Origin of the sequence: Marinobacter sp. 2_MG-2023, from assembly GCF_030546935.1 — a bacterium.
Lineage (GTDB): Bacteria > Pseudomonadota > Gammaproteobacteria > Pseudomonadales > Oleiphilaceae > Marinobacter.
This window is the reverse complement of sequence record NZ_JAUOPH010000001.1, coordinates 658,501-684,730: the sequence shown is the minus strand read 5'-3', so window position 1 is coordinate 684,730 and position 26,230 is coordinate 658,501. Positions and strand designations below refer to the sequence as shown.

The 26,230-nt window shown below is 54.7% G+C and carries 24 protein-coding genes; 19 read left to right on the top strand and 5 right to left on the bottom strand.

All coding sequences use genetic code 11. From position 1 onward, the window contains the following. Window positions 1-141: 141 nt before the first annotated feature. The 6 genes from Q4501_RS03005 to ung all read left to right on the top strand — a co-directional run bounded on the left by Q4501_RS03005 (window position 142) and on the right by ung (window position 8,413). A complete protein-coding gene (locus tag Q4501_RS03005) occupies window positions 142-1,443 on the top strand; it encodes a homoserine dehydrogenase (protein WP_303594043.1) in 1,302 nt (433 codons plus the stop codon). A 26-nt stretch (window positions 1,444-1,469) separates the two neighbouring features. Further along, on the top strand, window positions 1,470-2,870 hold the full coding sequence (gene thrC, locus Q4501_RS03000; protein WP_303594042.1) for a threonine synthase: 1,401 nt from the start codon (window positions 1,470-1,472) through the stop codon (window positions 2,868-2,870). Between the two features lie 6 nt (window positions 2,871-2,876). Continuing rightward, the gene (gene recJ, locus Q4501_RS02995; RefSeq protein ID WP_303594040.1) at window positions 2,877-4,610 is read left to right on the top strand and encodes a single-stranded-DNA-specific exonuclease RecJ; all 1,734 of its coding nucleotides are present in this window, start codon (window positions 2,877-2,879) and stop codon (window positions 4,608-4,610) included. 393 nt (window positions 4,611-5,003) lie between these two features. After that, window positions 5,004-6,099 (top strand): peptide chain release factor 2 gene (gene prfB / locus Q4501_RS02990; RefSeq protein WP_303594039.1). Its coding sequence is split into 2 segments (ribosomal slippage): window positions 5,004-5,075 and window positions 5,077-6,099, totalling 1,095 coding nucleotides; the frame shifts between segments, so codons are not numbered across the junction. A gap of 53 nt (window positions 6,100-6,152) precedes the next feature. Further along, window positions 6,153-7,685, top strand: coding sequence for a lysine--tRNA ligase (gene lysS / locus Q4501_RS02985; protein ID WP_303594038.1), 1,533 nt, complete (start codon window positions 6,153-6,155; stop codon window positions 7,683-7,685). Between the two features lie 2 nt (window positions 7,686-7,687). Further along, window positions 7,688-8,413, top strand: coding sequence for a uracil-DNA glycosylase (gene ung, locus Q4501_RS02980; protein WP_303594036.1), 726 nt, complete (start codon window positions 7,688-7,690; stop codon window positions 8,411-8,413). Here the strand turns inward: ung and Q4501_RS02975 are convergent. From Q4501_RS02975 to nadB, 5 genes are all read right to left on the bottom strand, one after another. After that, window positions 8,407-9,240 (bottom strand): HDOD domain-containing protein, encoded by an 834-nt coding sequence (locus Q4501_RS02975; RefSeq protein WP_303594034.1) that lies wholly within the window; start codon window positions 9,238-9,240, stop codon window positions 8,407-8,409. The genes ung and Q4501_RS02975 overlap by 7 nt on opposite strands. Window positions 9,241-9,358: 118 nt before the next feature. After that, on the bottom strand, window positions 9,359-10,369 hold the full coding sequence (locus Q4501_RS02970) for a folate-binding protein YgfZ (RefSeq protein WP_303594032.1): 1,011 nt from the start codon (window positions 10,367-10,369) through the stop codon (window positions 9,359-9,361). 21 nt (window positions 10,370-10,390) lie between these two features. After that, the gene (locus Q4501_RS02965; protein ID WP_303594030.1) at window positions 10,391-10,852 is read right to left on the bottom strand and encodes a hypothetical protein; all 462 of its coding nucleotides are present in this window, start codon (window positions 10,850-10,852) and stop codon (window positions 10,391-10,393) included. Beyond that, window positions 10,836-11,102 (bottom strand): succinate dehydrogenase assembly factor 2, encoded by a 267-nt coding sequence (locus tag Q4501_RS02960; protein WP_303594029.1) that lies wholly within the window; start codon window positions 11,100-11,102, stop codon window positions 10,836-10,838. Before Q4501_RS02960 ends, Q4501_RS02965 begins: the two co-directional genes overlap by 17 nt. Window positions 11,103-11,113: 11 nt before the next feature. Continuing rightward, complete coding sequence (gene nadB, locus Q4501_RS02955; RefSeq protein WP_303594028.1) at window positions 11,114-12,718, bottom strand: L-aspartate oxidase; 1,605 nt, start codon at window positions 12,716-12,718, stop codon at window positions 11,114-11,116. A 202-nt stretch (window positions 12,719-12,920) separates the two neighbouring features. Between nadB and rpoE the strand changes: the two genes are divergently transcribed. From rpoE to pdxJ, 13 genes are all read left to right on the top strand, one after another. Then, a complete protein-coding gene (gene rpoE / locus Q4501_RS02950) occupies window positions 12,921-13,538 on the top strand; it encodes an RNA polymerase sigma factor RpoE (RefSeq protein ID WP_303594355.1) in 618 nt (205 codons plus the stop codon). A 15-nt stretch (window positions 13,539-13,553) separates the two neighbouring features. Beyond that, window positions 13,554-14,123 carry a sigma-E factor negative regulatory protein gene (locus Q4501_RS02945; protein WP_303594027.1) on the top strand — a complete coding sequence of 190 codons (570 nt, stop codon included), beginning with the start codon at window positions 13,554-13,556 and terminating at the stop codon, window positions 14,121-14,123. A gap of 21 nt (window positions 14,124-14,144) precedes the next feature. After that, complete coding sequence (locus Q4501_RS02940; protein ID WP_303594025.1) at window positions 14,145-15,188, top strand: MucB/RseB C-terminal domain-containing protein; 1,044 nt, start codon at window positions 14,145-14,147, stop codon at window positions 15,186-15,188. After that, complete coding sequence (locus Q4501_RS02935; RefSeq protein WP_303594023.1) at window positions 15,185-15,652, top strand: SoxR reducing system RseC family protein; 468 nt, start codon at window positions 15,185-15,187, stop codon at window positions 15,650-15,652. The genes Q4501_RS02940 and Q4501_RS02935 overlap by 4 nt, the downstream gene beginning before the upstream one ends. Window positions 15,653-15,763: 111 nt before the next feature. After that, a complete protein-coding gene (locus tag Q4501_RS02930; RefSeq protein WP_303594354.1) occupies window positions 15,764-17,146 on the top strand; it encodes a DegQ family serine endoprotease in 1,383 nt (460 codons plus the stop codon). Window positions 17,147-17,281: 135 nt separating this feature from the next. Further along, entirely contained in the window at window positions 17,282-20,005 is a 2,724-nt protein-coding gene (locus tag Q4501_RS02925; RefSeq protein ID WP_303594021.1) for an EAL domain-containing protein, read from the top strand. Window positions 20,006-20,110: 105 nt separating this feature from the next. Then, a complete protein-coding gene (gene lepA, locus Q4501_RS02920; protein ID WP_303594019.1) occupies window positions 20,111-21,913 on the top strand; it encodes a translation elongation factor 4 in 1,803 nt (600 codons plus the stop codon). Between the two features lie 11 nt (window positions 21,914-21,924). Next, the gene (lepB, locus tag Q4501_RS02915) at window positions 21,925-22,704 is read left to right on the top strand and encodes a signal peptidase I (RefSeq protein WP_303594017.1); all 780 of its coding nucleotides are present in this window, start codon (window positions 21,925-21,927) and stop codon (window positions 22,702-22,704) included. 27 nt (window positions 22,705-22,731) lie between these two features. Further along, entirely contained in the window at window positions 22,732-23,121 is a 390-nt protein-coding gene (locus tag Q4501_RS02910) for a DUF4845 domain-containing protein (protein ID WP_303594015.1), read from the top strand. Continuing rightward, window positions 23,118-23,807 carry a ribonuclease III gene (gene rnc, locus Q4501_RS02905; RefSeq protein ID WP_303594013.1) on the top strand — a complete coding sequence of 230 codons (690 nt, stop codon included), beginning with the start codon at window positions 23,118-23,120 and terminating at the stop codon, window positions 23,805-23,807. Before Q4501_RS02910 ends, rnc begins: the two co-directional genes overlap by 4 nt. Continuing rightward, complete coding sequence (era, locus tag Q4501_RS02900; RefSeq protein ID WP_303594011.1) at window positions 23,807-24,724, top strand: GTPase Era; 918 nt, start codon at window positions 23,807-23,809, stop codon at window positions 24,722-24,724. The genes rnc and era overlap by 1 nt, the downstream gene beginning before the upstream one ends. Before the next feature lie 31 nt (window positions 24,725-24,755). Beyond that, window positions 24,756-25,484, top strand: a complete 729-nt coding sequence (gene recO / locus Q4501_RS02895; protein ID WP_303594009.1) for a DNA repair protein RecO — start codon at window positions 24,756-24,758, stop codon at window positions 25,482-25,484. Next, complete coding sequence (pdxJ, locus tag Q4501_RS02890) at window positions 25,474-26,214, top strand: pyridoxine 5'-phosphate synthase (protein WP_303594008.1); 741 nt, start codon at window positions 25,474-25,476, stop codon at window positions 26,212-26,214. The genes recO and pdxJ overlap by 11 nt, the downstream gene beginning before the upstream one ends. Window positions 26,215-26,230 lie beyond the last annotated feature (16 nt).

The following is a 26,230-nucleotide window of genomic DNA, read 5'->3' as shown; positions in this document are numbered from 1 at the left end:
CACGGTTATGTGACAAGCTTTCGGTTCAGGGCTTATTCAGCGAGCCCTGAACCGGTATACTGTGCGGCCTTTCAGCGTCGCGAAATAGCAATGCTGCAATCTACAATTCATCAGCACCCCTTCGGGATCAGAGGTGAGAGCTTGAAAGACGTCAATGTCGGAATCTGCGGACTGGGAACCGTTGGCGGCGGTACATTCAATGTATTGACTCGCAACGCCGCAATTATTGCTGGCCGTGCGGGCTGTAATATCCGGATTACCCGGGTAGCCAGTCGCCGCAGTCGTGACGATATAGATCTTGGCAGCGTCGCCTTCAGCACCGAGATATTCGACGTGGTGAACGATCCTGAAGTTGACGTGGTTGTCGAACTTATTGGCGGCTATGAGACAGCGCGGGAGCTTGTGCTTTCAGCTATCCGCAATGGCAAGCATGTGGTTACTGCGAACAAGGCTCTGATTGCTGTCCACGGCAACGAGATTTTTGACGCTGCAGAAAAGGCCGGAGTTGTGGTCGCTTATGAAGCCGGTGTTGCCGGTGGTATCCCCGTAATGAAGGCTATCCGAGAAGGCCTGGCTGGGAACCGCATTGATTGGATTGCAGGGATTATCAACGGCACGGGCAATTACATCCTTACAGAAATGCGTGCGGGTCGGCCCTTTGCCGAGGTTCTCAAAGAGGCCCAGGATCTTGGTTACGCGGAAGCGGATCCCACCTTTGATGTTGAGGGTATCGACGCTGCACACAAGCTGACCATTCTCGCTTCTGCAGGCTTTGGTGTTCCTCTTCAGTTTGAAAAAGCCTTTACCGAAGGGATTTCGCAGATCACGCCCTACGATATTGCTCATGCGGAACAGCTTGGTTATCGCATCAAGCACCTGGGCATCGCTCGTCGTCGGGAAGAGGGTATTGAGCTTCGTGTACACCCGACCCTGGTTCCCCAGAGTCACCTTATTGCCCAGGTTGATGGTGTTCTGAACGCCGTTCTTGTGGATGGCGATGCGGTCGGCCAGACCATGTATTACGGGCCGGGTGCCGGTGATGAAGCAACGGCTTCGGCTGTGATTGCAGATGTTGTAGATGTTGCCCGAATTGTGGCGAGTGAGAGCTCGTTACGGGTGCCGTATCTCGGGTTTGTGCCGGGTGCATTGGACGATCTGAATGTGCTTTCCATGGAAGACATACAGTCTGCCTATTTCCTTCGCATAACCGCTCTGGACCGCCCGGGTGTGCTGGCCAAGATAGCCTCGATACTGAGTGAGCATGGCATCAACATCGAGTCGATCATGCAGAAAGAGTCCGAGGTTAAAGATGGCCGCATTCCCATCATAATCCTCACCCATACAGTGCAGGAACGACAGATCAACCGTGCTATCGAAGAGCTGGAATTGCTCTCTGATACCGATGGCCCGGTGGTTCGCATTCGCGCCGAAAATTTCAACTGAAAAAACTATAACTGACAGGTACGCACGTGAGATATATCAGTACGCGGGGAGAAGCCCCCGCACTGGGCTTTGAAGACGTTCTGCTCACCGGTCTGGCACCGGACGGTGGCCTTTATGTTCCGGAATCGCTCCCGCACTTCAGTCTGGAAGAAATCCGCAGTTGGCGGGGGCTTCCGTACACCGAGCTTGCGTTCAATATCATGTTCCCGTTTGTGGAAGAGGCCATTCCCGAGGCTGATTTCCGGCAGATGCTGGATGAAACCTACAGTGTTTTTGCGCACAAGGCTGTCGCTCCGCTGGTCCAGCTTGATACCAATGAGTGGGTGATGGAGCTTTTCCGCGGACCCACATTGGCATTCAAGGACTTTGCGCTGCAGTTATTGGGTCGCCTGTTGGATTATGTCCTTGGAAAGCGCAAAGAACATGCCGTGATTATGGGTGCTACCTCCGGGGATACCGGATCTGCGGCCATCGAAGGTTGCCGTCGCTGCGAGCATGTGGATATTTTTATTTTGCATCCCTTCGAGCGAGTATCTGAAGTACAGCGCCGTCAGATGACAACGGTTAAGGGTGACAATATTCATAACCTTGCCATTCGGGGCAATTTTGATGACTGTCAGCGCATGGTCAAGGAAAGTTTCAGCGATCAGTCGTTTCTGGGTGGTAAAGCCAGACTGGCGGCGGTTAATTCGATCAACTGGGCCCGCATCATGGCTCAGATCGTTTATTACTTTCATGCCTCGTTGGCACTTGGTGGCCCTGATCGCAGCATGGCGTTCTCCGTACCTACCGGTAACTTCGGGGATATCTTTGCCGGCTATCTGGCACGGAAAATGGGTCTGCCCGTATCTCAGCTGGTTATCGCGACTAACAAGAACGACATCCTCCATCGCTTCATGAGCGGTAACAAGTACGAGCAGCATCAGCTTGAGCACACGCTTTCGCCAAGCATGGATATCATGGTGTCCAGCAACTTTGAACGCTTGCTGTTTGATCTGCACGGCCGGGACGGGCTGGCGGTTAAACAGTTGCTGGATAATGCCACGAAAGGTCCGGTGAGTATCGAAGACTACCGTTGGAAGCACGCCCGCAAGCTCTTCGACAGTGCTGCAGTTGATGACAAAACTACCTGTGACACCATCCGTGAAGTTTTTGAGCAGAATGAATACCTGCTGGATCCGCACACGGCCATCGGCGTGCATGCAGCTCGCGCTTGTCGTCGGGATCTCCAGGTGCCGATGATCACACTTGGAACTGCTCACCCGGCCAAATTCCCGGATGCTATCGTCGACTCCGGGCTGACTGTGAAGCCTGAGCTTCCACCGCATATGGCCGATCTGTTTGATCGCGAAGAGCGCTATACCGTGCTTGATAACGATCGGGCGGGTGTGCAGGCATTTATTGCCAAGCACTGGAAGAATGCCTGACCAAGTATGACACCCAAAAAGATCCTGCGTCGCCCCAGCCCGGATAACACTCCGGGCTGGGGGCAAGACCTGCCTCCCTTGCTCCGCCGTCTGTATGCCGCCCGAGGCGTTAGCTCTGACGAACAGTTAAGCTATACCCTTCGACATCTTGCCTCACCCTTCAAACTGCGTGGCATTGATCGTGCAGTTGAGCTATTGGCGGACGCCATTGCCAGCAACCAGCGGGTGCTTGTGCTTGGTGATTTCGATGCTGATGGCGCGACAAGTACTGCGGTAGCGATGCTTGGGCTTTCCATGCTTGGGCTGCGGAGCGTTGATTTCCGGGTGCCCAGTCGCTTTGCGGATGGGTACGGATTGACCCCGGGGATTATCGAACGTCTACGGGATGAAGGGGAGTTGCCGGATCTTATGGTGACGGTGGATAACGGAATCTCTGCCATCGAAGGTGTAAGCGCGGCGAAGAAACTGGGTATCAAGGTGGTGGTTACGGATCACCATCTGGCCGGCGAAACGCTGCCGGACGCCGATGCGATAGTAAATCCCAATCAGCCCGGTTGTGCCTTCCTGAGCAAAAACGCCGCCGGCGTAGGCGTGATGTTTTATGTGCTCACGGCGCTGCGTAAAAAGTTGAGGGAAGCAGGGCGCCTGCCCCAACCTGAGCCCAATCTGGGGGCGCTTCTGGACCTGGTTGCACTAGGCACAGTAGCTGATGTTGTGCCGCTGGATCATAACAACCGCATCTTCGTTGAGCAGGGCCTGCGCCGAATCCGTCAGGGCGAAGCCCGCCCGGGCATTCTCGCACTGCTTGAAGTGGCTGGTCGGGAGCACGCAAACATCAGCTCAACGGATCTCGGGTTTGTGGTTGGTCCACGCCTCAATGCAGCCGGCCGGCTGGACGACATGAGTGTTGGCATAGCCTGCCTGCTGGCCGATAGCCCGGACGAAGCCCGGCGTCTTGCCCGTGAACTCGATACTTTTAACCGGGAACGGCGCACCATTGAAAAAGACATGAAGACGCAGGCGCAGGATTTGCTCGCCTCCATGTCGCTGGACCTGGAAGGACTGCCCTGGGGGCTGGCTTTGTTCGATGAGGATTGGCACCAGGGCGTGATCGGCATTCTTGCAGCCCGGATACGGGAGCAGACTCACAGGCCAACGATTGCTTTTGCGCCAGACGAAAACGGTGTGGACATAAAAGGTTCTGCCCGTTCAATTCCGGGGCTGCATATCCGTGATGTGCTGGCGGTCGTCGATTCTCGCCACCCGGGGATGATGCACAAATACGGTGGTCACGCTATGGCCGCTGGCATGACTTTGGCCCGGAGCGATCTGGATGCATTTTCCGAAGCCTTCGATCGGGCTGTTCGGGATGCTCTCACTGCCGCAGATCTTGAGGCTGCCATCACGACTGATGGCCCTCTTAGTTCTGATGAGCTTTCTCTGGAAACAGCGGCGTTACTGAAACGTGCGGGTCCCTGGGGGCAGCATTTTCCAGAGCCTTTGTTTGACGGTGAGTTCAAAGTGGTCAGCCAGCGTATTGTTGGCGAAAATCATTTGAAGCTGGTTTTGCAGCCAGCAGATGGCAGCGGCATCATTGACGCTATAGCGTTCAATACCGGGCCGGAGGTTCCTGATTACACGCGCACAGGTGCACGGGTGGTATATAAGCCTGATGCCAATACGTTTCGGGGGCGGACTAATCTTCAGCTGTTAGTAGATTATCTGGAGCCGCTTTCCTAGCTTGTCTGGTTTTGGAGGCTGGTCAGGAGGCGGGAGCTCTTTTCTTCTGGAAAAAGCAACTCGCTGCGCTCAGACATCTTTTTCCGGCAGAAAAGAGCCCCCGCCCCCTAACCGATTTGAAAGCGCGGGTAGGTCAACAGTGGATAACTATGTTTGGTAGCATGCAGTTTGCTCCCAACATCGGGCGCTGGTCAGGAGCGGCCTGCGGGGAGTGTCGAAAACATGGATGTTTTCGTCAAGCTTACAGGGACGTATTCACAGCGTCTCCCGGCAGGCCGTTCCTGATCAGCGCTTGCGCCAAACTAGGCGGCAACGGCTGATTTACCGTTAAAATTCGGGTAGAATCCCGCCACTGTTTTTACGCATCATTTTCCAACATTGAGTAGTGTTCTTATGGAAGTTAATCCCATTGTGACGAAGATTAAAGAGCTTCGTGAGCGTACTGAAGCGCTCAGGGGGTATCTTTGACTACGATCAGCGTAGTGAGCGGCTAGTAGAAGTAGAGCGTGAGATGGAAATGCCCACTGTGTGGGATGATCCAGAGCGCGCGCAGGCGCTGGGTAAAGAGCGTTCTGATCTTGATCTGATTGTCAGTACCATCGACAACCTTACAACCGGTCTTTCCGATGCAGAAAGCCTGCTGGAAATGGCTGTAGAGGAAGACGATGCAGATACGGTAACCGAGATCGAATCCGATCTTCAGACTCTCGATGTCAAACTCGAAAAGCTTGAGTTCCGGCGCATGTTTTCCGGCGAGATGGACGCCAACAGTGCCTACCTGGAAATTCAGGCAGGGTCTGGCGGCACTGAGGCACAGGACTGGGCGAATATGCTTCTGCGCATGTACCTGCGCTGGGCTGAGAGTCGTGGCTTCAAGACAGAGATTGTAGAATTGCAAGAAGGTGATGTGGCGGGTGTGAAGAGTGCCACCATCCATATTCAGGGCGAGTACGCGTTCGGTTGGGCGCGCACTGAGACCGGCGTTCATCGTCTGGTTCGCAAGTCGCCGTTCGATTCCGGCAACCGTCGCCACACTTCTTTTTCTTCGGTGTTTGTGTCGCCCGAAGTGGATGACAGTTTCGAGATTGAAATCAATCCTGCAGATCTTCGAGTGGATGTTTACCGTGCCTCTGGCGCCGGTGGTCAGCACGTTAACCGGACAGAATCTGCGGTGCGTCTGACCCACAACCCTACGGGCGTTGTTGTGGCCTGTCAGGCCGGTCGAAGCCAGCATCAGAACAAGGATCAGGCCATGAAGCAGCTTAAGGCAAAGCTTTATGAGCGTGAGATGCTGGAGCGTAATGCCGAGAAGCAAAAGGCCGAGGATGCAAAGTCTGACATTGGATGGGGTAGCCAGATTCGTTCTTACGTTCTGGATGATGGCCGCATCAAGGATTTGCGTACCAAGGTTGAAACCAGCAACACCCAGGCGGTGTTGGATGGTGATATCGACAAGTTTATTGAAGCCAGCCTGAAAATGGCGCTGTAACCAGCGCCATTACCACGCCAACCCGGACACCCCTGATTTTTTAGTGAGCCAACATGACTGAACACACCAAGAATGCACCGCAAGAGGACAACAGGCTGATTGCTGAGCGCCGTGCCAAGCTGGCAGAGCTGCGTGAAGGTGGCAATCCGTTCCCCAATGACTTCCGTCGTGATGTCACTGCAGCAGAATTGCAGGCTAAATACGGTGAATATAGCAAGGAAGAGCTGGAGTCTTTGGGGATCAAGGCGGCCATCGCGGGCCGTATGATGCTTGACCGTAAGGCATTCAAGGTGGTCCAGGACATGACCGGCCGCATGCAGATTTATGCCACTAAAGACGTGCAGAAAGACACCAAGCACTGGGATCTGGGTGATATCGTGGGTGTGCGGGGTACCTTGTGCAAATCCGGCAAGGGCGATCTGTATGTGACCATGGATGAGTATGTTTTGCTCACCAAGTCTCTGCGTCCGCTGCCGGAGAAGCACAAAGGCCTGACCGATACTGAAGCCCGTTATCGTCAGCGGTACGTGGATTTGATGGTGAACGAGGACAGTCGCCGGGTATTCCTGGCCCGCTCTAAAATCATTACCGCCATGCGCCAGTTTTTTGCTGACCGCGACTTCATGGAAGTGGAAACTCCCATGTTGCAGGTAATTCCCGGTGGCGCAACTGCGCGGCCGTTTGTTACCCATCACAATGCGCTTAGTATGGACATGTACCTGCGCATTGCGCCGGAACTGTACCTGAAGCGCCTGGTTGTAGGTGGCTTTGAGCGGGTGTTCGAGATAAACCGTAACTTCCGGAACGAAGGGCTTTCTACCCGTCATAATCCCGAATTTACCATGGTGGAATTCTATCAGGCATATGCCGATTACAACGATCTGATGGATCTTACCGAAGACATGCTGCGCACAATTGCTGAGCAGGTACTGGGCAGCACCACGGTGGTGAATACCCGGATGCTGGCCGATGGCACAGAAGAGTCCATCGAGTACGACTTCGGCAAGCCTTTTGAGCGCTTGACGGTGGTCGATGCCATCTTGCGTTTCTCTCCGGATGTCACTGCCGAGCAATTAGCGGATGAATCTTCCGCGCGCCAGGTTGCAAAGGATCTGGGTATCCACGTGAAAAACGGCTGGGGTCTGGGCAAGATTCAAATCGAGATCTTTGAAGCGACCGCAGAGCATCGCTTGATGCAGCCTACGTTCATCACCGAATACCCTAAAGAAGTGTCGCCGCTTGCGCGCTGCAAAGACAGCAACCCGTTTGTGACCGAGCGCTTTGAGTTTTTTGTGGGTGGTCGTGAGATCGCCAACGGCTTTTCAGAGCTTAACGATGCCGAAGACCAGGCTGAGCGCTTCCAGGCTCAGGTTGCCGAGAAAGATGCCGGCGACGACGAGGCTATGTTCTACGATGAAGACTATGTGATGGCGCTGGAGTATGGCTTGCCACCAACGGCGGGTGAGGGCATCGGCATTGATCGGCTGGCTATGCTGCTGACCAATTCTCCATCCATTCGCGACGTAATCCTGTTCCCGGCTATGCGCCCCGAGCATAAAGCTGAGAGCTCCAAGTCGGAGGAATAACCATGCACCCGGTTGAGGTACTGGCTAGCCATCTCAGGCCCGACCGGGGCTGGAAAGAACACCTCGGAACGGAATTTAGCCAGCCCTACATGCAGGTGCTGGCAGAGTTTCTGGCTGCTGAAGAGGATGCCGGGAAGGTTCTCTTCCCGGAGAGCTCCCTTTGTTTTAATGCCTTGAACAGCACGCCTCTGGAAAAGGTGCGTGTTGTTATTCTCGGGCAGGACCCCTACCACGGCCCCGGCCAAGCCCATGGCTTGTGCTTTTCAGTAAAACCGGACGTTCCTACGCCACCATCGCTCGTTAACATATTCAAGGAAATCCAGAGTGACCTTGGTATGGTGCCGCCGGATCACGGTTGCCTGCAACCTTGGGCGGAGCAGGGCGTATTGCTGCTCAACAGCGTGCTTACGGTGGTTCAGGGTCAAGCTGGTGCGCATCAGGGCAAAGGCTGGGAGACGTTTACAGACCGAGTGATCGAAACGGTAAATCGCGAGTGTGAGGGTGTTGTATTTCTGCTTTGGGGTAGTTATGCCCGGAAGAAGGGGCGGTACATTGATCGCAGCAAGCATTTGGTGCTGGAGGGGCCGCATCCGTCACCCCTGAGCGCCTACCGCGGATTCTTCGGTTGCCAGCACTTCTCCCGGGCCAATGAGTGGCTCCAGGAGCAAGGGCAGGAGCCCGTAAACTGGGCGCTGCCCTCCAAGGCAGATCTGAATATCGGCTATTGAAGCAAGGCCATGGCAGCTTCCATTTGAGCGTTCAGGTCTTCTTCTTCGCTCATGTCGATATTCGGATCAAGGCCAAGACGATCGAAAGCTGAAATGGCAGTCCAGTCCATCTGTGCCCAATTATGCTCAGAGCCTGCAATCAGCTGAAGGTTAGCCACCATAACCAGGTCGGCGTAGTCGGCTGAAGGTATTTCTCTCTTGAAGTTGGCGTATTCCAGCGGAACATTTTGCAGTTCTTTCGGGAAGTCCCACTTTTTGAGAATGGCTGCTCCGATTCTAGGGTGCAGCTGCTCAATAACGTTATCCAGCATTATGCTGCTGATCTGCACATCTTCGTCTTCCACGTAGCGCAAAATCGGCAGTACGCCAATCAGGTGCACCAGGCCGGCAAGGGTGGCCTGATCCGGTTTCAGTTTTGTGTAGTGCTGGGCCAGTACGTGGCAAACCCCCGCAACTTCGGTGCTGGTTTGCCAGGTTGCGCGCAGGCGCTTGTCGATCATGTCCGAGGTTGCCTGGAACATCTGCTGCATGGCCAGGCCCATGGCCAGGCTGCTGGTGTAAGCCATGCCAAGCCTGCTTACTGCCATATTCAGGTTCTCTATCGCTCGGTTGCCCCGGAAAAGCGGGCTGTTGCAAACGCGGATAATGCGTGCAGAGAGAGCCGTATCATTGCTGATAACCTTAACCAGATCACCAATGGCTGAGTCTTCAGATTCGGCGATCTCGCGCACCTGAAGCGCAGCTTCGGGCAGGGTAGGGAGTATCAGTTTATCGTTCTCAATCGCGGCAGTAAGGTCCGCTTTGATGGTTTCGGCAATATTCGACATGGCTCGATAAGGATCCGCTTGGCAGTTCGGGAGAGGCTTATTTGCACAGGCCTGACACCCCGAAGGTCAGAATAATAAGATCTATTTATAGCAAATTTTCGCAGGCTTGCCTGTCAACTTATGTATCGTTGGTTGCGCCATCTTCACGTTCGGTAACGCTATATGGCAAAGGCTGCAGTTGCAAAAAGGCATCTGGTTGGCCTTCAGCGATAAGTTGGCCATGGGCGCTGTCATGTCGGACCACCGCAAGCAGCTGGCAAGACCCATCACTGAACCCGACTGCATTGACGACCTCGCCAACTGATCGTTCGCCTGCCATGATGAGTGTTCCCGGTGTGGGTACAGAGCTGGCATTCACCATGTGAAAGCGGAACAGGCTCTTTTTGAGTTGTCCGAGAAAGTGCATCCGGGCAATAACTTCCTGGCCGGTATAACAGCCTTTTTTGAAATGCACTCCGCCGAGATGTTGCCAATTGAGCATCTGCGGTACGTAGGATTCGCTGGTGGCTGCACTGAGCATCGGCACGCCTGCCGCAATTTCGGATGCCTGCCAGTCCGCAAGCGTTTTCTCCGGAATGGAATCCAGCTTCAGACCGCCTGCGACGGGTTGCCAGGCTTCAAATCGGGACAGCCCTTCTGCTGTATTTTCTGTACGGATCAGAAAGCCGGAATCGAGCGGGAGAGAATCCCCGGGCGATACCAGTTTACGCATCTCTTCTCCGGCAAGTGCCGACGCGGCTTCATCGCCCAGTAGACCGATGATTTGCCCCTCATCCTCTACTGTCATAGACGTGCCGCGAAACAGCATCATATATTTGCGCAGGTGAGCCATGATGGGTTCTGCCAGCTCGGCTGGGAGGTCCATCAGAACGTCGTCCCTATCACGTACCAGGCGAGTCAGGCAGTAGGCGCGGCCCTTGGGTGTTGCGCCTGCGGCGCGCGGTGATGTGCCGAGTTTGACGTCTTCAAGGTTCTGGCTGAGTTGGCCTTGCAGGAATTTGTCAGTGCCCGGCCCGGAGATGCGAACCAGAATGCGGTTGGTCAATAGAGCGCGGCCTGTGGCCGGCGTCGGAATCTCGGCTGATGTATAAACGGGCGTGGCTGAAACAGGTGTTTCTGTACCAGTCATGGGAAAACTCCGGGCAGAAAACTATTCAAATGAATGCTGGGTGCGGCCCAGTCGGAGCCGCATTCTCAGGCGACGAAACTGATCTTCGGATACGTTACCCGCAATCCGTTTTCCTGAGAGTAACACAACCGGGTAAGTAGACGATGTGGAGGTGGTGGGCTCCAGTTTCAAGAGTGCCACATTTGAGCAGATACGGCTTGCGGGACTCGCGTTCACAGCCAGAATCCGCCCGTTTCCAAGGCGTGCATAGAGGGTGCCCTGTTCCTGGTGAAGGCCGAGAACGGCCGATGGTCCTGCCAGTAATCCATTTAATCGATACTGAAAGATCGCGCCCGCGAGGGCCAGTGGGGCTAATATGAACATCCAGTTCTTGCCGGCCGTACCAGTAATCAGGGCGAAAGTGAAGGCGGTCAGCCATGGTGCAGCGGCCAGGCAGCCAGCTGCAGCACAGCGCGAGAGTGTCAGATCAATCCGGCTGGACACGATTAAGGATCATGTCAACGATACGTTGCAGGTCTGCATCGTCAGGGCGGCTGCGTTGCATGAACCATTCGAACATATCGGCGTCCTCGCAGCTCAGAAGTTTCTTGTAGCGCTCCTGATCTTCTTCATCCAGATCAAGGTAGGCTTCCTCCAGAAACGGAACCAGCAGGACATCCAGTTCCAGCATGCCGCGGCGGCTATGCCACCAGAGGCGTTTGAACTCCGGGTTTTCTGCTTGAGTGTCTTGCATAATTGCTCTCTTTACGGCGAAGGTGTTCTGTAGGTGGTTGGTGTCAGCACGGTATCACGGGCCTCGTGCAGCAGTCCCGGGTAATCCAGGGTGTAATGCAGGCCCCGGCTTTCTTTGCGTTGAAGCGCTGAGCAGATAATCAGATCAGACACGGTTACCAGGTTCCTGAGTTCCAGGAGATCATTGGTTACCCGGTAATTGTTGTAAAACTCGCCGATTTCGGCGGACAGAAGATCCACTCTGTGTTTCGCCCGCTGAAGGCGTTTGGTGGTGCGAACTATGCCCACGTAATCCCACATGAAGTGGCGTAACTCGTCCCAGTTGTGAGAAATAACTACATCTTCATCAGAATCACGCACCTGGCTTTCATCCCACGCCGGCGCTTCGGGTGGAGGCGGAATGTCTGCCTCCCTGCGCGCAATGTCGGCGGCTGCTGCTCGGCCATAAACCAAACATTCCAACAATGAGTTGCTGGCCATGCGATTGGCTCCGTGAAGCCCGGTAAATCCGGCCTCGCCAACAACGTAAAGCTGGTTGATATCCGTTCGTGCCCGCTCATCGCTGACTATGCCGCCACAAGTATAGTGCGCCGCAGGTACTACGGGAATGGGTTCCCGGGTAATGTCGATGCCAAACTCCAGACACTTTTCGTAAATGGTCGGGAAGTGGTGTCGGATAAAATCTGTTGGTTTGTGGCTTATGTCCAGATACAGATGATCGGCGCCCAGCCGCTTCATCTCGTGGTCTATTGCGCGGGCTACTATGTCCCGCGGTGCGAGTTCTCCACGCTTGTCAAAGCGATCCATAAAGCGCGAGCCATCGGGCAGTTTCAGGAGACCTCCTTCACCTCGCACCGCTTCGGTGATCAGGAATGACTTGGCATGAGGGTGGTACAGACAGGTCGGGTGGAACTGGTTGAATTCCATGTTGCCAACACGACAGCCTGCACGCCAGGCCATAGCTATGCCATCACCGGATGCGCCGTCAGGATTGGTGGTGTATCGATACGCCTTGGATGCACCGCCGGTTGCGATGACCGTGAAGCGCGCCCGGAAAAGTTCTACGTGGTTATCTTCAAGATTCAGTATGTAGGCGCCTACGCAACGGTTCCCCGGCAAGGCGAGTTTGCGATTGGTGATGAGATCGACCGCAACACGCCCGGACATGAGCTCAACATTGGGACGAGCCTGGGCCTGGGCAGTCAATGTCGTTGAAACTGCATGCCCCGTGGCATCGGCTGCGTGAATAATACGGCGGTGACTGTGACCGCCTTCACGGGTGAGGTGGAGTTGGGCGTCGGTATCCCGGGTAAAGTCGACGCCGGTGCCGATTAGCCACTCGATGCTTTCCTTGCTGTGATCTACGGTAAATCGCACAGCATCTTCGCTGCACAAGCCGCCGCCTGCAGCCAGGGTATCCTGCACATGGTTTTCAGTGGAGTCCTCGTCGTCCAGAACAGCAGCTATGCCGCCCTGGGCCCAGAGTGTGGCGCCGCTGCTGATATCGGCCTTGCTGACAACACCCACCTTCAGGTGTTCCGGAAGGTTAAGCGCAACGGTCAGGCCGGCAGCACCGCTGCCGATAATAAGAACATCGTATTCGTAGGACTGTGGCATCGGGTCGGTATCGCGGGCCATAATGTAGAGGTGTATTGAACTAAACTTTGCGCTTGCTGTCTATTTGGCCTGATGGATGACCTGCCCGATGGGGTGGGTTGTCGTTTACATAAACGGGCGCCGGACAGTGAGCATGAACCACCAGAAACTCGTAACGGCCGGAAAGCTGGCCAGGAAAACAGAGCGCACCGGCGTAACGTCAATGGTACCCGATAACGACCAGAAACAGGCTGAGCAACCAGATAGCCAGACCGACCTGCAGCTCGTTCGCAAAGTGCGAAACGGGGACCGCGCAGCGTTCGATCTTCTGGTTGTTAAATACCAATCGAGGGTCGCTTCAATCATCAGTCGGTACGTTTACGATAGCCAGGAAGTCATGGATCTTACCCAGGAAGCGTTCATCAAAGCTTACCGGGCCATAGATCGCTTTCGTGGTGACAGTGCCTTCTATACCTGGCTGTACCGCATTGCGGTGAATACCGCGAAAAATCATCTTGAATCTCGCAGTCGCCGGCCGCAAGGCAGCGCTGATTCTGCTGAGGCAGAGAACTACGATGACGGCAGGCGCTTACGCGACATTGCGTCGCCTGAGCGTTTACTTCAGCGTGATCAGCTTCAGAACGAGTTGAGAAAGGCGATAGCCAATTTGCCAGAGGAACTGAGATCGGCCTTCCTGCTGCGAGAGTACGACGGGCTCAGCTATGAAGACATTGCGCGAATTCTGGAGTGCCCCATCGGGACCGTGCGCTCGCGTATATTCCGGGCCCGGGATGCCGTTGACAGGCATCTCGGACCCTTGCTCAATCATTCCGTGACGTAATTGAGGGTGCATCCTATGGATGATCGTCTCAGAGAAACACTGTCGGCCATGATGGACGATGAGGCCGATGAGCTTTCGGTCCGGCGCCTGCTATCCCACGAGGAACAGGGCGATGTGCATGCGCAGTGGCAGCGATGGCAAGGTATTCATGACCTGATGCACCGGGGCCATTCGCCGGCTGAGGGTGTTGATGTAAGTGCGGCAGTGCGTGAAGCGCTAGACGGCCGTACCAGGTCACAGGTGTCGCCGGCACCGCAGACCCGGGAAGCGCCGCGCAACTGGCAGTGGCCGGCGGTGGCCATGGTTGCTTTTGCTATGCTGTTAGGCTTTGGTGCCGGTGCTGGCTGGGACTCTGGAGAAACCTCTCCAGGTGATCTGGCGTCAGCGCCCTCAGAGCAGAGACAGGGAGCAGAATCTGTCGGCGAGGTCGCGCCGGTTCAGGAAGTTGCCCTTCAGGGGCTCGATGAAAAACAGTGGGAACACATGAACCGATATCTGCTGGAACACGCTCAGCACAACAGTGTAGGCGCCGGGCAGGGTTCAGTAGGCTATGCCCGTCTTGTTAGCGCTAATGGCGGATACTGATATCAAGTAATGAAGGTGCTCATGAGTAAAGCCCGTTATTTTGGCCTGTGTCTGACTGATCTGTCATTGCGCGGACTCCTCGCATTGGCATTGGTGCTGGCCGTGCCGGCCTATGCGGTCGCTGGCGAAAAAACAGCAGTCTACTGGCTTGAAAAGCTTGCGCCTGCCCTTAATATGACCTCCTATCGCGGCGTCTTTGTCTATGCCAGGGGGGCCAGTGTGCACTCCATGCAGATTGCCCATCGCTACCATGATGGCATGGTGGAGGAACGTCTGGTTTTGCAGGATGGAGGCAGCGGAGAAATTGTTCGCAGGGGTGTGAATGTCGTTTGCGTGCTCCCGAACCAGGGCCGGGTAAAGCTGGATCAGGTTATTCCTTCAGGGCCTTTTGCTGAGGTTTTCGCCAGTCAACTTATCCCTGTAAGCCGATGGTATAGAGCTGAACTAAAGGGTGAAGACCGTATTGCTGGCTACGACGTGGTTACTGTCGCTCTGACCGCCAAAGACCAATATCGTTACAGCCATCGCCTCTGGCTGGAAAAGTCCACCGGTCTTTTGGTAAAAAGCCATGTCCGTTCTTCCAGCGGCGAGGTGCTTGAGCACTTTCAGTTCACCAGTCTTGAGATTACGGACGATATTTCTGACAGTGAGTTTGAGATTCGTACAGAAGGCCTCGAGGTCTCTCGAACTCTGAGCGATACCGATCAGCGTGCCGGTTTGCAGGGGGAGTCGGCCCAAACGCCACGCATGCAGGGGTGGCAACTCGACTGGCGACCTGAGGGTTTTGAGCCTGCGGCAGCGCCTATTACGGGGAAGGGGCAGACCGTTGCATTTTCTGATGGGCTGGCTGCCTTCTCTGTGTTCGTGGAGCCCGCAGGAAGAGTAAGCATGCCCACCGGTGCTTCCCGTGTCGGTGCAACAACGATTTATATGCGTCAGCTGCAGAGTGGAAAGCAGATGTTTCTTGTAACGGTTGTGGGCGAAATACCACCAGCAGCGGCCCGGCAAGTTGCAGAGTCGGTACAGATTGAAAAAACGTTTGCCCTGAGTGCGGGTGAGCAGTGATCACCGAGACCGGCAAAGTAGTTGCCGTGACGGGCGAGCACGCGTGGGTCCAGACCATTCGCGCCAGTGCTTGTCAGAGCTGTGCTGCACGCAATGGTTGTGGGCAGAAGGTTCTGGCGTCAGCTACGGGCGGTCGGGCTAACCAGGTGCGGGTCGTTAATTCCGTGAATGCCAGCGTTGGCGAAGAGGTAACACTCGGAATTGATGAAAGCGCGCTTCTGGGTGCCTCTATGCTGGTGTACGCGCTTCCCCTTTTAGTGATGGTAGCTGCCAGTATGTTCGGGCACTACCTGTCCGGCGGCAGTGACTTTGCGGCCATGTCGGGCGCCGTTGCAGGGCTTGCTTTTGGCTTTTTCCTAAGCCGGCATTTGCAGAGCCGGAATACCGGCAACTACGAACCCACGCTACTCCGGGTTAACCGTATCCCGGCCGGAGTGGTTTCTCATCCAGACTCGCTAATATGATATTCAGGGGATTCTGACATGCTGAGAATGACAACAGCGGTTATCCGCTTTTCCCCGGCATCACTCGTTCAGGGGTTGCCGGCTTCTTTGCTGTTAACGCTGGTGGCTTTTATGATGCTGGCCTGGAGTCAGGCAGGTGCTGCCCGTGGCTTGCCGGATTTCACCGGCCTGGTTGAGGAGAATGCAGGTGCAGTGGTGAATATAAGCACCACCAGTGCTGCCACTACTGGTAATACACGCTTCCACGGCTTGCCTTTTGATGAGCGGCAGCTGGATCAATTGCCGGAATTTTTCCAGGAGTTCTTTCGTGGCCCCCAGTCCCCTTTCGGTGGGGCGCCGGGTAGCTCTCAGCCGCGGCGTTCCATGGGTTCGGGCTTCATCGTCTCCAAAGATGGTTACGTGTTGACCAATAATCATGTGGTCGAAGGTGCGGATGAGATTATTGTTCGGCTCAATGATCGCCGCGAGCTACCCGCAACTCTGGTGGGTACAGATGCGCGTTCGGACATGGCTGTTCTGAAAATCGAGAATGGTGACGATCTGCCGGTTGTAAAAACAGGGCGCTCCAGAGATCTCAAGGTGGGAGAGTGGGTGTTTGCGATTGGCTCGCCGTTTGGTTTTGATTACACGGTTACGGCGGGTATCGTCAGTGCCTTGGGTCGTTCGCTCCCCTCAGAAAACTACGTGCCGTTCATTCAGACTGATGTTGCCATAAATCCGGGTAACTCAGGTGGTCCGCTGTTTAATCTTGACGGCGAAGTAATCGGTATTAACTCGCAGATTTACACGCGCTCCGGTGGTTTCATGGGGGTTTCGTTTGCTATTCCCATTGATGATGCCATGAGTGTTTTTCGGCAGATTCGAGACAAAGGCACTGTCTCCCGCGGCTGGCTGGGCGTGCTGATCCAGGAAGTGAACCGTGATCTGGCCGAATCGTTTGGCCTCAAGCGTCCGCGGGGCGCGCTGATTGCAGAAGTTATGAATGGCTCTCCGGCTGAGGAGGGCGGCTTGCAGTCTGGAGATATCGTTCTTGAGTACGACGGCGACGATATTCAGCTATCGTCTGACTTGCCACCCATGGTGGGCCGCACGCCTGTAGGTGAGACGGCCCGCCTAACGGTTCTGCGTGGCGGGAAAGAAATCGCGCTGGATGTCGAAATTGGCCAGCTGCCCGATGAAAGTGGTTCCCGGCAAACGTCGCCCTCTGTTGGCAGCTCATCATCAGCGCCTCTGGGGCTGACGGTTGAGCCTTTGCCACAGGACCTGGCTGACTCTATTGGTGTATCGGGTGGTGTTATAGTGACCGGTGTCGGCAGAGGACCAGCCTATGATGCAGGTATTCGCGACCGGGATGTGATCACTGAGATAAACAGGACGGCTGTGGCATCGGTCGAGGATTTCCGGCAGGTGGTCAGGTCGCTGCCTGAGGGGCGAGCTGTATCCGTGCGGGTAGTTCGCCAGGGTCGGGCAATTTATCTTGTAATGAAACCCTGATTGTAGCTGCCTGAAAAGAAGCATATTGTTACGAAAAGCTCCGAAACCTGGTGTTGGAAACGACAGACTTCGGAGCTTTTGTTATACTGCCTTCCAGAAATAAAAAGAGCTGCCACGGAACGGATCAGGCCAGGTATGAACACAAAGGATCTCCCCCTTCTGAAACTGCTGAACCCTCGTAATGCCTGGCTTGCATGGCTGCTTTTGGTCGTAACCATTATTGTAACCGTCGCGTCCTGGCAGTTTTCCATCCGGTTGGTGGATGACCGCACGGAGGCGAGGTTCCGAACCCAGTCCCTGCAATTGAAAACCGCCATTGAGGAGCGTTTGCTCAACTACGAACAGGTTCTGGCGGGCAGTGCTGGACTTTTCGCGGTCGCGGGTAAGGTATCCCGTGATCAATGGCGGGAATATGTTCATAAGGTCGACATTAACCGATATTACCCGGGTATTCAGGGCATCGGGTACGTTGAGCGCATCGAAGTGCGGGGGATGGCCGATCACATTGCTTCGGTGCGTGAAGAAGGGGTTTACAATTATCTGGTGAAGCCATTGGGAACAGGTCCTTTCTATTACCCCATGGTGTACCTCGAGCCCGGAACCGAAAGCAATCGAAAGGCTTTGGGTTATGACGCTTTCAGTGATCCCGTTCACCGTAAGGCTATGGAACGTTCGCGTGATCGTGCGATTCCAACGGTAACGGCCAAGGTGGTCCTGGTCCAGGAAGAGCTGGAGGAGGGGCAGGCCAGCTTCCTCATGTATTACCCTGTTTATCAGGGCGGACAGGTGCCGGAAATACGAGCGGAGCGCCGTATGATGCTGGCCGGCTTCGTGTTCAGTGCATTCCGTATGAACAACCTTCTCGATGGCATCATTGGCCTGATTTCTCCGTTTCTCGATGTTCGTATTTACGATAACGGCGTGGTTGCCCGTGAAAACCTCATGTACGGCTCGAATCTTGGTTCCCTGGATAACGAATACAGTTTTGAAATGAGCCAGACCGTAAGTCATGGCGGACGGGACTGGTTGTTGCAGACCCGGTCCACGCCGGCCTTTGACTATCTGGCGTCCGATCCGCGCCCGTCTATTGTGCTTGGCAGTGGTATTGCCATCAGTCTGCTACTTTTTGTTGTGGCACTGGTATTGATTCATTCACGTCTTATGGCGCAAATCGGCGCCGGACGTTATCGCGCGATTACTGAGGGTGCGGCTAACGTTACGCTGGTTATGGATGAGTTTGGTACGCCGCTTTATGCCAGTCCGTCCAGTTTTGATATTCTGGGATTTGATCCTGACGAAGTTCAGGAGTTGGCGCTGGAAAGTCTTGTGCATGAAGACGACTGGCCCAGGCTCAAGCAGGGCTTTGATGATGCCATGGAGGCGCCAGGCAAGCAGATGCCTGTTGTGCGGGCGCGCATCTGCGATGCTGACGGCGGCTGGCGCGACATGGAAGGCACTTTTACCGCTATGCTGACAGTCCCTGGGGTTAACGGTATCGTGTTGAGCCTGCGTGATTTGACCCAGCTGAAAGCGGCCCAGTCCGAGCTGCACCGCCTTGCGTTTTACGATCCCCTTACCGGGCTGGCCAACCGCCAGTTATTCCGTGATCGCCTCAATAATGTAGTGCACCGAAGCCGCAGAAGCGGCGAGCCGGCAGCGCTGATGTTCCTTGATCTTGATGGCTTCAAGCGTATTAACGATACACTGGGCCACGACGCGGGCGACGAGCTTTTGTGCCAGGTTGCCAAATGGCTTGAGGGCTGTGTGCGCGAAGAAGATTCAGTGGCAAGGCTTGGGGGTGATGAATTTGTTGTATTGCTGTCACAGGTCGCTGGTTCGGAAGCGGTCTCCAAAGTTGCGGAAACTATTTTGCGAAGGCTCTGCCAGCGGATTCGCCTGAGTGACCATGAAGTGGGCATTACTGTCAGCATCGGTATCACAATGATCCCTCACGATAGCGAAGACCCCGGCGCTTTGATGAAGTATGCGGATCTGGCGATGTACCGGGCCAAGGAAATGGGGCGGAATACTTATCAGTTCTTTACCCCTGCCATGAATATCAAAGCTGCTCGCCGCTTACTCCAGCAAGAAGAGCTGGCGAGCGCCCTTGAAGGTGAGCGCTTCGTTCTGCATTACCAGCCCAAGGTAGATCTGATCAGCGGGCGGGTGATTGGGGTTGAAGCTTTCCTGCGCTGGCACCATCCGGAAAAGGGCCTGGTGTCGGCGCAGCAGTTTATCGGACTGGCCGAAGAAACCGGCCTGATTGTGCGTCTTGGTGAGTTGGCATTGCGCCAGGCCTGTATTCAAGTGCAGGCGCTGGAGCGGGCGGGTTTTGAAGCGCTGAAAATGGCGGTCAACCTGTCGGTAATGCAGATCACGGATTCCCGCTTTCTCGATATGGTCCGTAGGGTAATTACCGAGACGGGGGTTTCGCCTGAGAAGCTGGAGCTGGAAATGCCGGTCGAGTTGCTGAACGAAGATCCGCGCATGCTTCGTGAGCTTCTAGTGTCGCTCAATGACCTTGGTGTTTGCCTGATACTCGACGACTTCGGGGCTGGCTCCTGCTCCCTGGTTTCTCTGCAGCAGCTCCCTCTTGATGTGATAAAAATTGACCACCGCTTTATCCGCGATATTCCTTACAATGTCAGCGCAACCGACGTGGCCTCTGCGGTGATTGCGCTGGCGCAGAAACTTCACCTCACCGTGGTCGCTGAAGGTGTAGAAACGCCGCAACAACTGAGCTTCCTGAAGTCCGCCGGTTGCACCCAGTGCCAGGGCAACCTGTTCAGCTATCCGTTGGATGAAGACGCCCTGATTGGCTTTCTTATCCGGCAGTATGAGCGGCCGCTTAGTTGCTGATCATGGCAATGGCGGCCGGTTACCGGTAAAATCACGCCGGCCCCGGATGCTGGTAGTGGTCTCTCCGGGCTCAATCCTCCGTATTATTATGAGTATTCATTGTCTGTGACTGAACTGAGCCGAATCCGTAACTTCTCCATTATCGCCCACATTGACCATGGAAAATCCACGCTTGCAGACCGCTTTATCCAGGTTTGCGGAGGCCTGACCGACAGGGAAATGGCCGCGCAGGTACTGGACTCCATGGATCTGGAGCGCGAACGGGGCATCACCATCAAGGCTCAATGTGTCACGCTGCATTACACAGCGCAGGATGGTGAAGTATACAAGCTGAACTTTATCGATACGCCCGGTCATGTCGATTTTTCCTATGAAGTATCGCGTTCGCTTTATGCCTGTGAAGGTGCACTGCTGGTAGTGGATGCCGGCCAGGGAGTGGAAGCCCAGTCTGTTGCCAACTGCTATACCGCCATCGAGCAGGGCCTGGAAGTTGTGCCCGTCCTGAACAAGATGGATCTGCCCCAGGCAGAGCCTGAGCGGGTTGCTGCTGAGATAGAAGATATCATCGGTATTGATGCTTCTGATGCGGTACGTTGCTCGGCCAAGAGCGGAATGGGCGTTGAAGACGTACTGGAAGACCTGATCAGGAAAGTACCACCACCTCAGGGCGATCGGAAGGAGCCCTTGCAGGCATTGATCATAGATTCCTGGTTCGATAACTATCTGGGTGTGGTGTCTCTTGTCCGGGTTACCCAAGGCGTTATGAGAAAGGGCGACAAGATTGTTATCAAATCTACTGGGAAAGCCTGGAACGCTGACAAGGTGGGGATTTTCAACCCCAAGCCTTATGACACCAACATATTGGAAGCCGGTGATGTGGGTTTTGTGGTTGCCGGTATCAAAGATATTCACGGCGCTCCGGTAGGTGACACAATTGTGCATCACAAGTTTGCTGCCGAAACGCCAATGCTGCCGGGGTTCAAGAAGGTACAGCCGCAGGTTTACGCAGGCCTCTTCCCGGTAAGCGCTGACGACTACAACGATTTCCGCGACGCGCTGGAAAAGCTCACCTTGAACGACGCTTCGCTGTTTTATGAGCCTGAGAGTTCTGATGCCCTGGGTTTTGGTTTCCGCTGTGGTTTCCTCGGCATGCTGCACATGGAGATTATTCAGGAGCGGCTCGAGCGTGAATACGATATCAATCTGATTACGACCGCACCTACGGTTATTTACGAGGTGCTGACCAAGCAAAGAGAGACGCTGTCGGTGGACAGTCCCTCAAAGTTGCCGGATATTGGCTCAATTGAGGAAATGCGTGAACCCATAGTAGAAGCGAATATTCTTGTACCCCAGGAACATCTGGGTAATGTAATTGCGCTTTGTGAAGAGAAGCGGGGCGTTCAGAAGAATATGCACTTTACGACCAATCAGGTGCAGCTGACTTACGAATTGCCGATGGCCGAAGTGGTGCTCGATTTCTTTGATCGGATCAAATCTGCCAGTCGCGGGTTTGCGTCTCTGGATTACCACTTCGTGCGCTTCCAGCAGGCAAATCTTGTACGTCTCGATGTGCTTATCAACGGTGAGCGCGTGGACGCCCTGGCTTTAATCGTCCATAAAGAGCAGTCCCACTACAAGGGGCGTCAGTTGATTGAGAAGATGAAAGACCTGATCCCCCGGCAGATGTTTGATATCGCCATTCAGGCTGCCATTGGAAATCAGGTGGTGTCCAGGGTCAGTGTGAAAGCACTGCGTAAAAACGTAACCGCAAAATGTTACGGCGGTGATGTCAGCCGAAAGAAAAAACTGCTCCAGAAGCAGAAGGAAGGTAAAAAACGCATGAAGCAGGTGGGCAATGTCGAAGTGCCTCAGGAAGCGTTTCTTGCCGTGTTGAAAGTCGATAATTAAAAGGCATCTGGATGGATATTGATTTTCCACTGGTTCTGGTTGTTCTGACCTTTGCGTCAGGGCTGATCTGGCTAGCCGATATACTGTTTTTGCGTAAGCGTCGCCTTGCAGCGCTCCCTGATGATGCAGCTCATGATGAGGAAGAGCCTAAAGAGCCGTATCTGGTTGACCTTAGCCGTTCATTTTTTCCGGTATTGGCCATTGTGTTGATCCTCCGGTCGTTTCTTGTGGAGCCCTTCCAGATTCCTTCAGGCTCCATGCTGCCAACGCTGGAAGTCGGAGACTTTATTCTGGTCAACAAGTACGCCTATGGGCTGCGTTTACCGGTTGCCGGAACCAAAGTGCTGGAGGTCGGCGATCCTGATCGGGGTGATGTAATGGTGTTCCGTTATCCCGAAGACGGAAAAACCAATTATATCAAGCGTGTAATTGGCCTTCCGGGAGATAGAGTTCGCTATCGTAACAAGCAGCTGTTCATTAACGACGAGCAGATAGACAGCGAGTTTGTTGTGCGCCTGCCGCCGGTAGAAGTGCGCCGCGAAGACCTGGGCACAGTGGAACATGATATTTTCCTGACCATGGGCCGTCCGGGAGCTGCGGGCGAAGGCGAGTGGCAGGTGCCAGAGGGGCACTATTTCGTTATGGGCGACAACCGCGACAACAGCAACGACAGCCGATACTGGGGTACGGTTCCGGACGAGTTGGTCGTGGGTAAGGCTTTTGCGATCTGGATGCACTGGAAATCCTTAACCAGTCTGCCATCCTTCAAGCGGGTGGGCGGAATTGAGTAATTTTTACTATTCTGGAGTTCAGTTGTAATGAAGAAAAATAATCTATCCGCCATGAGCCGCCAGGGTGGTGCTTCGGCGCTTGTCATTCTGGTCATGGTGCTGTTTTTTGGCAGTTTGCTTACTTTGGTTATCAAGGTCGGGCCGGCGTATATGGACGACCTCACCATTCAGGAAGCGTTGGAAGGCCTGGATGGTACCGAGGGTTTGTCCCGGATGGGGCCGGCTCAGATCCGTACCCTGATGAACAAGCGTCTCAGCGTAAACAATATTCGCGGTTTTGATGCCAAAGATATTACGGTTGAAAAAGACGGTGAGCTTGTCGTGATCAATGTGGATTACGAAGTTCGCAATAACATCTTTCGCAACATAGACACTGTTGTTCACTTCCAGCACAGATATGAGATGAAGGGCAAGTGAGTTCGCAGCCGGACCTGGATCAGTTACAGCGATGTATTGGCTACCAGTTCAAGTCGCCAGAGCGGCTTACGCTGGCGCTGACGCATCGGAGTTATGGTAACCAGAATAACGAACGGCTGGAATTTCTCGGTGACTCCATTGTCAATATGGTCATCGCCGAGTATCTGTTTCTGAACTTTGAGAAAGCCCGGGAAGGCCAGCTGAGCCGTTTGCGGGCACGAATGGTGAAGGGCGTAACGCTGGCCGAGATTGGCCGCGAATTCCAGCTGGGAAGCTACATGCGGCTTGGTTCAGGCGAGCTGAAGAGTGGCGGCTTTCGCCGTGAATCCATTCTTGCCGATGCGGTAGAGTCCATCATTGGCGCTATCTATCTCGACAGCGATTTCGAGACCTGCCGCGAACAGATATTGCGATGGTTTGAGCACAGGCTGAAGCAGTTGGACCTGCAGGATACCCAGAAAGATCCCAAGACCCGCTTGCAGGAGTATCTTCAGTCGAGGCAGTTCCCTCTGCCCCGGTATGAAGTTATATCTGTAGACGGAGAGGCTCACAACCAGACATTTCATGTGTCTTGTGTGTTGTCTTCGCTGGACCGAACTACTAGCGGAGTCGGAAGCAGTCGCCGCGTGGCGGAGCAGGAAGCGGCACGCAGCGCGCTGAAACAACTCGGCGTGGAGACACCCTGATGAACGATATTACGCGTCCGGAGAACCCCGACAGCCGTTGCGGTTTTGTGGCCATTGTTGGCCGCCCCAATGTCGGTAAGTCGACATTGCTGAACCATATCCTGGGACAGAAACTGAGCATTACCTCCCGTAAACCACAAACCACTCGCCACAAGGTGCTCGGGATTAAAACCGAGGGCCCGGTGCAGGCAATCTATGTGGATACACCCGGGATGCACCTGGAGGAACCCAGGGCCCTGAACCGCTATATGAACAAGGCTGCCACCTCTGCGCTATCGGGTGTGGACGTGGTGGTATTCGTGGTGGATCAGCTTGCCTGGACCACGGCGGATGAGATGGTGCTTGAGAAACTGAGCAAGCTGGAATGTCCCGTTATTCTGGCGGTGAACAAGGTTGACCGGATTGAAAATCGGGAAAGCCTGCTGCCACACCTGGACATGCTTTCCAGGAAGCGCGAATTTGCTGAAATTATTCCGATGTCGGCGCTGAAGGAAACTAACCTGAAGCCGCTGGAGGAAACAGTTGGTCGTTTTCTGCCTGAGAGTGTTCATTTCTATCCCGATGATCAGATAACCGATCGCAGTGAACGCTTCATGGCATCGGAGATGGTGCGTGAAAAAATCACCCGTCAACTGGGTGCCGAACTGCCGTATTCCGTTGCCGTGGAAATTGAAGAGTTCAAACATGATGGTAAAACCCTTCATATATCGGCGTTGATTCTTGTGGAGCGCGAAGGCCAGAAAAAAATCATGATTGGTGATAAGGGCGATCGGCTGCGCAGCATCGGTCAGGACGCCCGAGCTGATATGGAGCGCATGTTCGATAGCAAGGTCATGCTCAAGTTGTGGGTCAAGGTAAAACGTGGCTGGGCCGACAGTGACCGTGCGCTCAAGAGCCTGGGCATGAACGACCTCTGACGCCAGAGCCCATTATGCCCCCCGAGGCACCATGAGAAGAGAAGCGCAGCAGGAACCCGCCTATGTGATTCACCGTCGTCCGTGGCGGGAAACCAGTCTCATGGTTGATCTTTTTACTCTGAACCATGGCCGTATGAGCGTGATAGCCCGCGGTGCCAGCGGCAGTAAAAGTCCACTGAAGGCTCAGCTCCAACCCTTTCAGCCCCTGATGTTGGGCTGGGTAGGGCGCGGCGACCTGAAAACCCTGACTCACATAGATGTTCGTGACGGCCCAGCTTTGCACCGTACCCTATCCCTTTACAGTGGTTTGTATTTGAATGAGCTGATACAACGGGTGCTGCCCCAGGCGGATCCTCATCAGACTCTTTTTGCCGCATACATTGAAGCCCTGGCACAGCTTGCACAGACATCCGATGTTGAACCGGTACTGCGAAAGTTCGAGCAGGCGTTTGCGGCCGCCCTTGGGTTCGATTTTTCCTGGGCGCTGGCAACGGATACCGGTCAGCCTGTCAGTGCTGCTCAAAGCTATTGCTATGATCCTGAGCAGGGTATCGTCGCTGCTGTCTCGATTGGTGTGCGTTTACAGAACTTGCCCGGAGAAACGCTGCTGGCACTTGCGGCCGGGGATTATGAAAGCGTCGCAAGCCGCCGGATATCAAAGCGGGTAATGCGCGTACTGACAGACTACCTGCTTCAGGGGCGTCCGTTGAACAGTCGCAGTCTTTTCAATCATCTCAGGGGAGAACGACATGAATCCTAGAGTATTGCTTGGCGTCAATATCGATCATATTGCCACCTTACGTGAGGCCCGGGGAACACGTTACCCCGATCCGGTACAGGCTGCGCTAATGGCGGGAGAGGCCGGTGCGGATGGCATAACCATCCACCCCAGGGAAGACCGTCGACACATCCAGGATCGCGATGTGTTGCTGCTCAAAGAAGTGCTGCAAACCAAAATGAACCTCGAGATGGCCGTTACGGACGCCATGCTGGAATTCGCCGAGAAAGTGCGGCCCGAGTGCGTATGCCTGGTTCCGGAAAAACGGGAAGAGCTGACGACGGAAGGAGGGCTCGACGTGGACGGCCAGGAAAGTCGTGTTGCCAGCGCTTGCGAACGACTGGCCAGACTGGGTGCGGAAGTATCTCTGTTTATCGATCCGGATCGCGCACAGATTGATGCAGCGGTGCGTTGTGGTGCACCGGTTATCGAACTCCATACGGGTGAGTACGCTGAGGCGGTTGGTCCAGAGGCACAGGACACCGCCTTCAAGATTCTGGCGGAGGCCGTGTCCTATGCCCGCAAAAAGGGCTTGATTGTGAACGCGGGCCACGGGTTGCACTATCACAATACTGAGCGGGTTGCCGCCATCCCGGGTATCAATGAACTGAATATTGGCCACGCCATTATTGCCAGGGCGGTATTTTGTGGCCTCAAAGAAGCTGTCCGGGATATGAAAGCGATCCTTGACCGGGCGCGTGGAAGAGCCTGATCCATTTCTGGCACCG

What these genes read in the sequence shown, in the direction of transcription:
- era (WP_303594011.1), top strand. Translation starts at nt 23,807, where the DNA reads ATGAACGATATTACGCGTCCGGAGAACCCCGACAGCCGTTGCGGTTTT.
- Q4501_RS02975 (WP_303594034.1), bottom strand. Translation starts at nt 9,240, where the DNA reads ATGTCGAATATTGCCGAAACCATCAAAGCGGACCTTACTGCCGCGATT.
- recO (WP_303594009.1), top strand. Translation starts at nt 24,756, where the DNA reads ATGAGAAGAGAAGCGCAGCAGGAACCCGCCTATGTGATTCACCGTCGT.
- Q4501_RS02930 (WP_303594354.1), top strand. Translation starts at nt 15,764, where the DNA reads ATGATGCTGGCCTGGAGTCAGGCAGGTGCTGCCCGTGGCTTGCCGGAT.
- pdxJ (WP_303594008.1), top strand. Translation starts at nt 25,474, where the DNA reads ATGAATCCTAGAGTATTGCTTGGCGTCAATATCGATCATATTGCCACC.
- lysS (WP_303594038.1), top strand. Translation starts at nt 6,153, where the DNA reads ATGACTGAACACACCAAGAATGCACCGCAAGAGGACAACAGGCTGATT.
- rpoE (WP_303594355.1), top strand. Translation starts at nt 12,921, where the DNA reads ATGGTACCCGATAACGACCAGAAACAGGCTGAGCAACCAGATAGCCAG.
- Q4501_RS02945 (WP_303594027.1), top strand. Translation starts at nt 13,554, where the DNA reads ATGGATGATCGTCTCAGAGAAACACTGTCGGCCATGATGGACGATGAG.
- Q4501_RS02940 (WP_303594025.1), top strand. Translation starts at nt 14,145, where the DNA reads ATGAGTAAAGCCCGTTATTTTGGCCTGTGTCTGACTGATCTGTCATTG.
- Q4501_RS02910 (WP_303594015.1), top strand. Translation starts at nt 22,732, where the DNA reads ATGAAGAAAAATAATCTATCCGCCATGAGCCGCCAGGGTGGTGCTTCG.
- Q4501_RS02925 (WP_303594021.1), top strand. Translation starts at nt 17,282, where the DNA reads ATGAACACAAAGGATCTCCCCCTTCTGAAACTGCTGAACCCTCGTAAT.
- nadB (WP_303594028.1), bottom strand. Translation starts at nt 12,718, where the DNA reads ATGCCACAGTCCTACGAATACGATGTTCTTATTATCGGCAGCGGTGCT.
- lepB (WP_303594017.1), top strand. Translation starts at nt 21,925, where the DNA reads ATGGATATTGATTTTCCACTGGTTCTGGTTGTTCTGACCTTTGCGTCA.
- Q4501_RS02970 (WP_303594032.1), bottom strand. Translation starts at nt 10,369, where the DNA reads ATGACTGGTACAGAAACACCTGTTTCAGCCACGCCCGTTTATACATCA.
- ung (WP_303594036.1), top strand. Translation starts at nt 7,688, where the DNA reads ATGCACCCGGTTGAGGTACTGGCTAGCCATCTCAGGCCCGACCGGGGC.
- recJ (WP_303594040.1), top strand. Translation starts at nt 2,877, where the DNA reads ATGACACCCAAAAAGATCCTGCGTCGCCCCAGCCCGGATAACACTCCG.
- Q4501_RS02960 (WP_303594029.1), bottom strand. Translation starts at nt 11,102, where the DNA reads ATGCAAGACACTCAAGCAGAAAACCCGGAGTTCAAACGCCTCTGGTGG.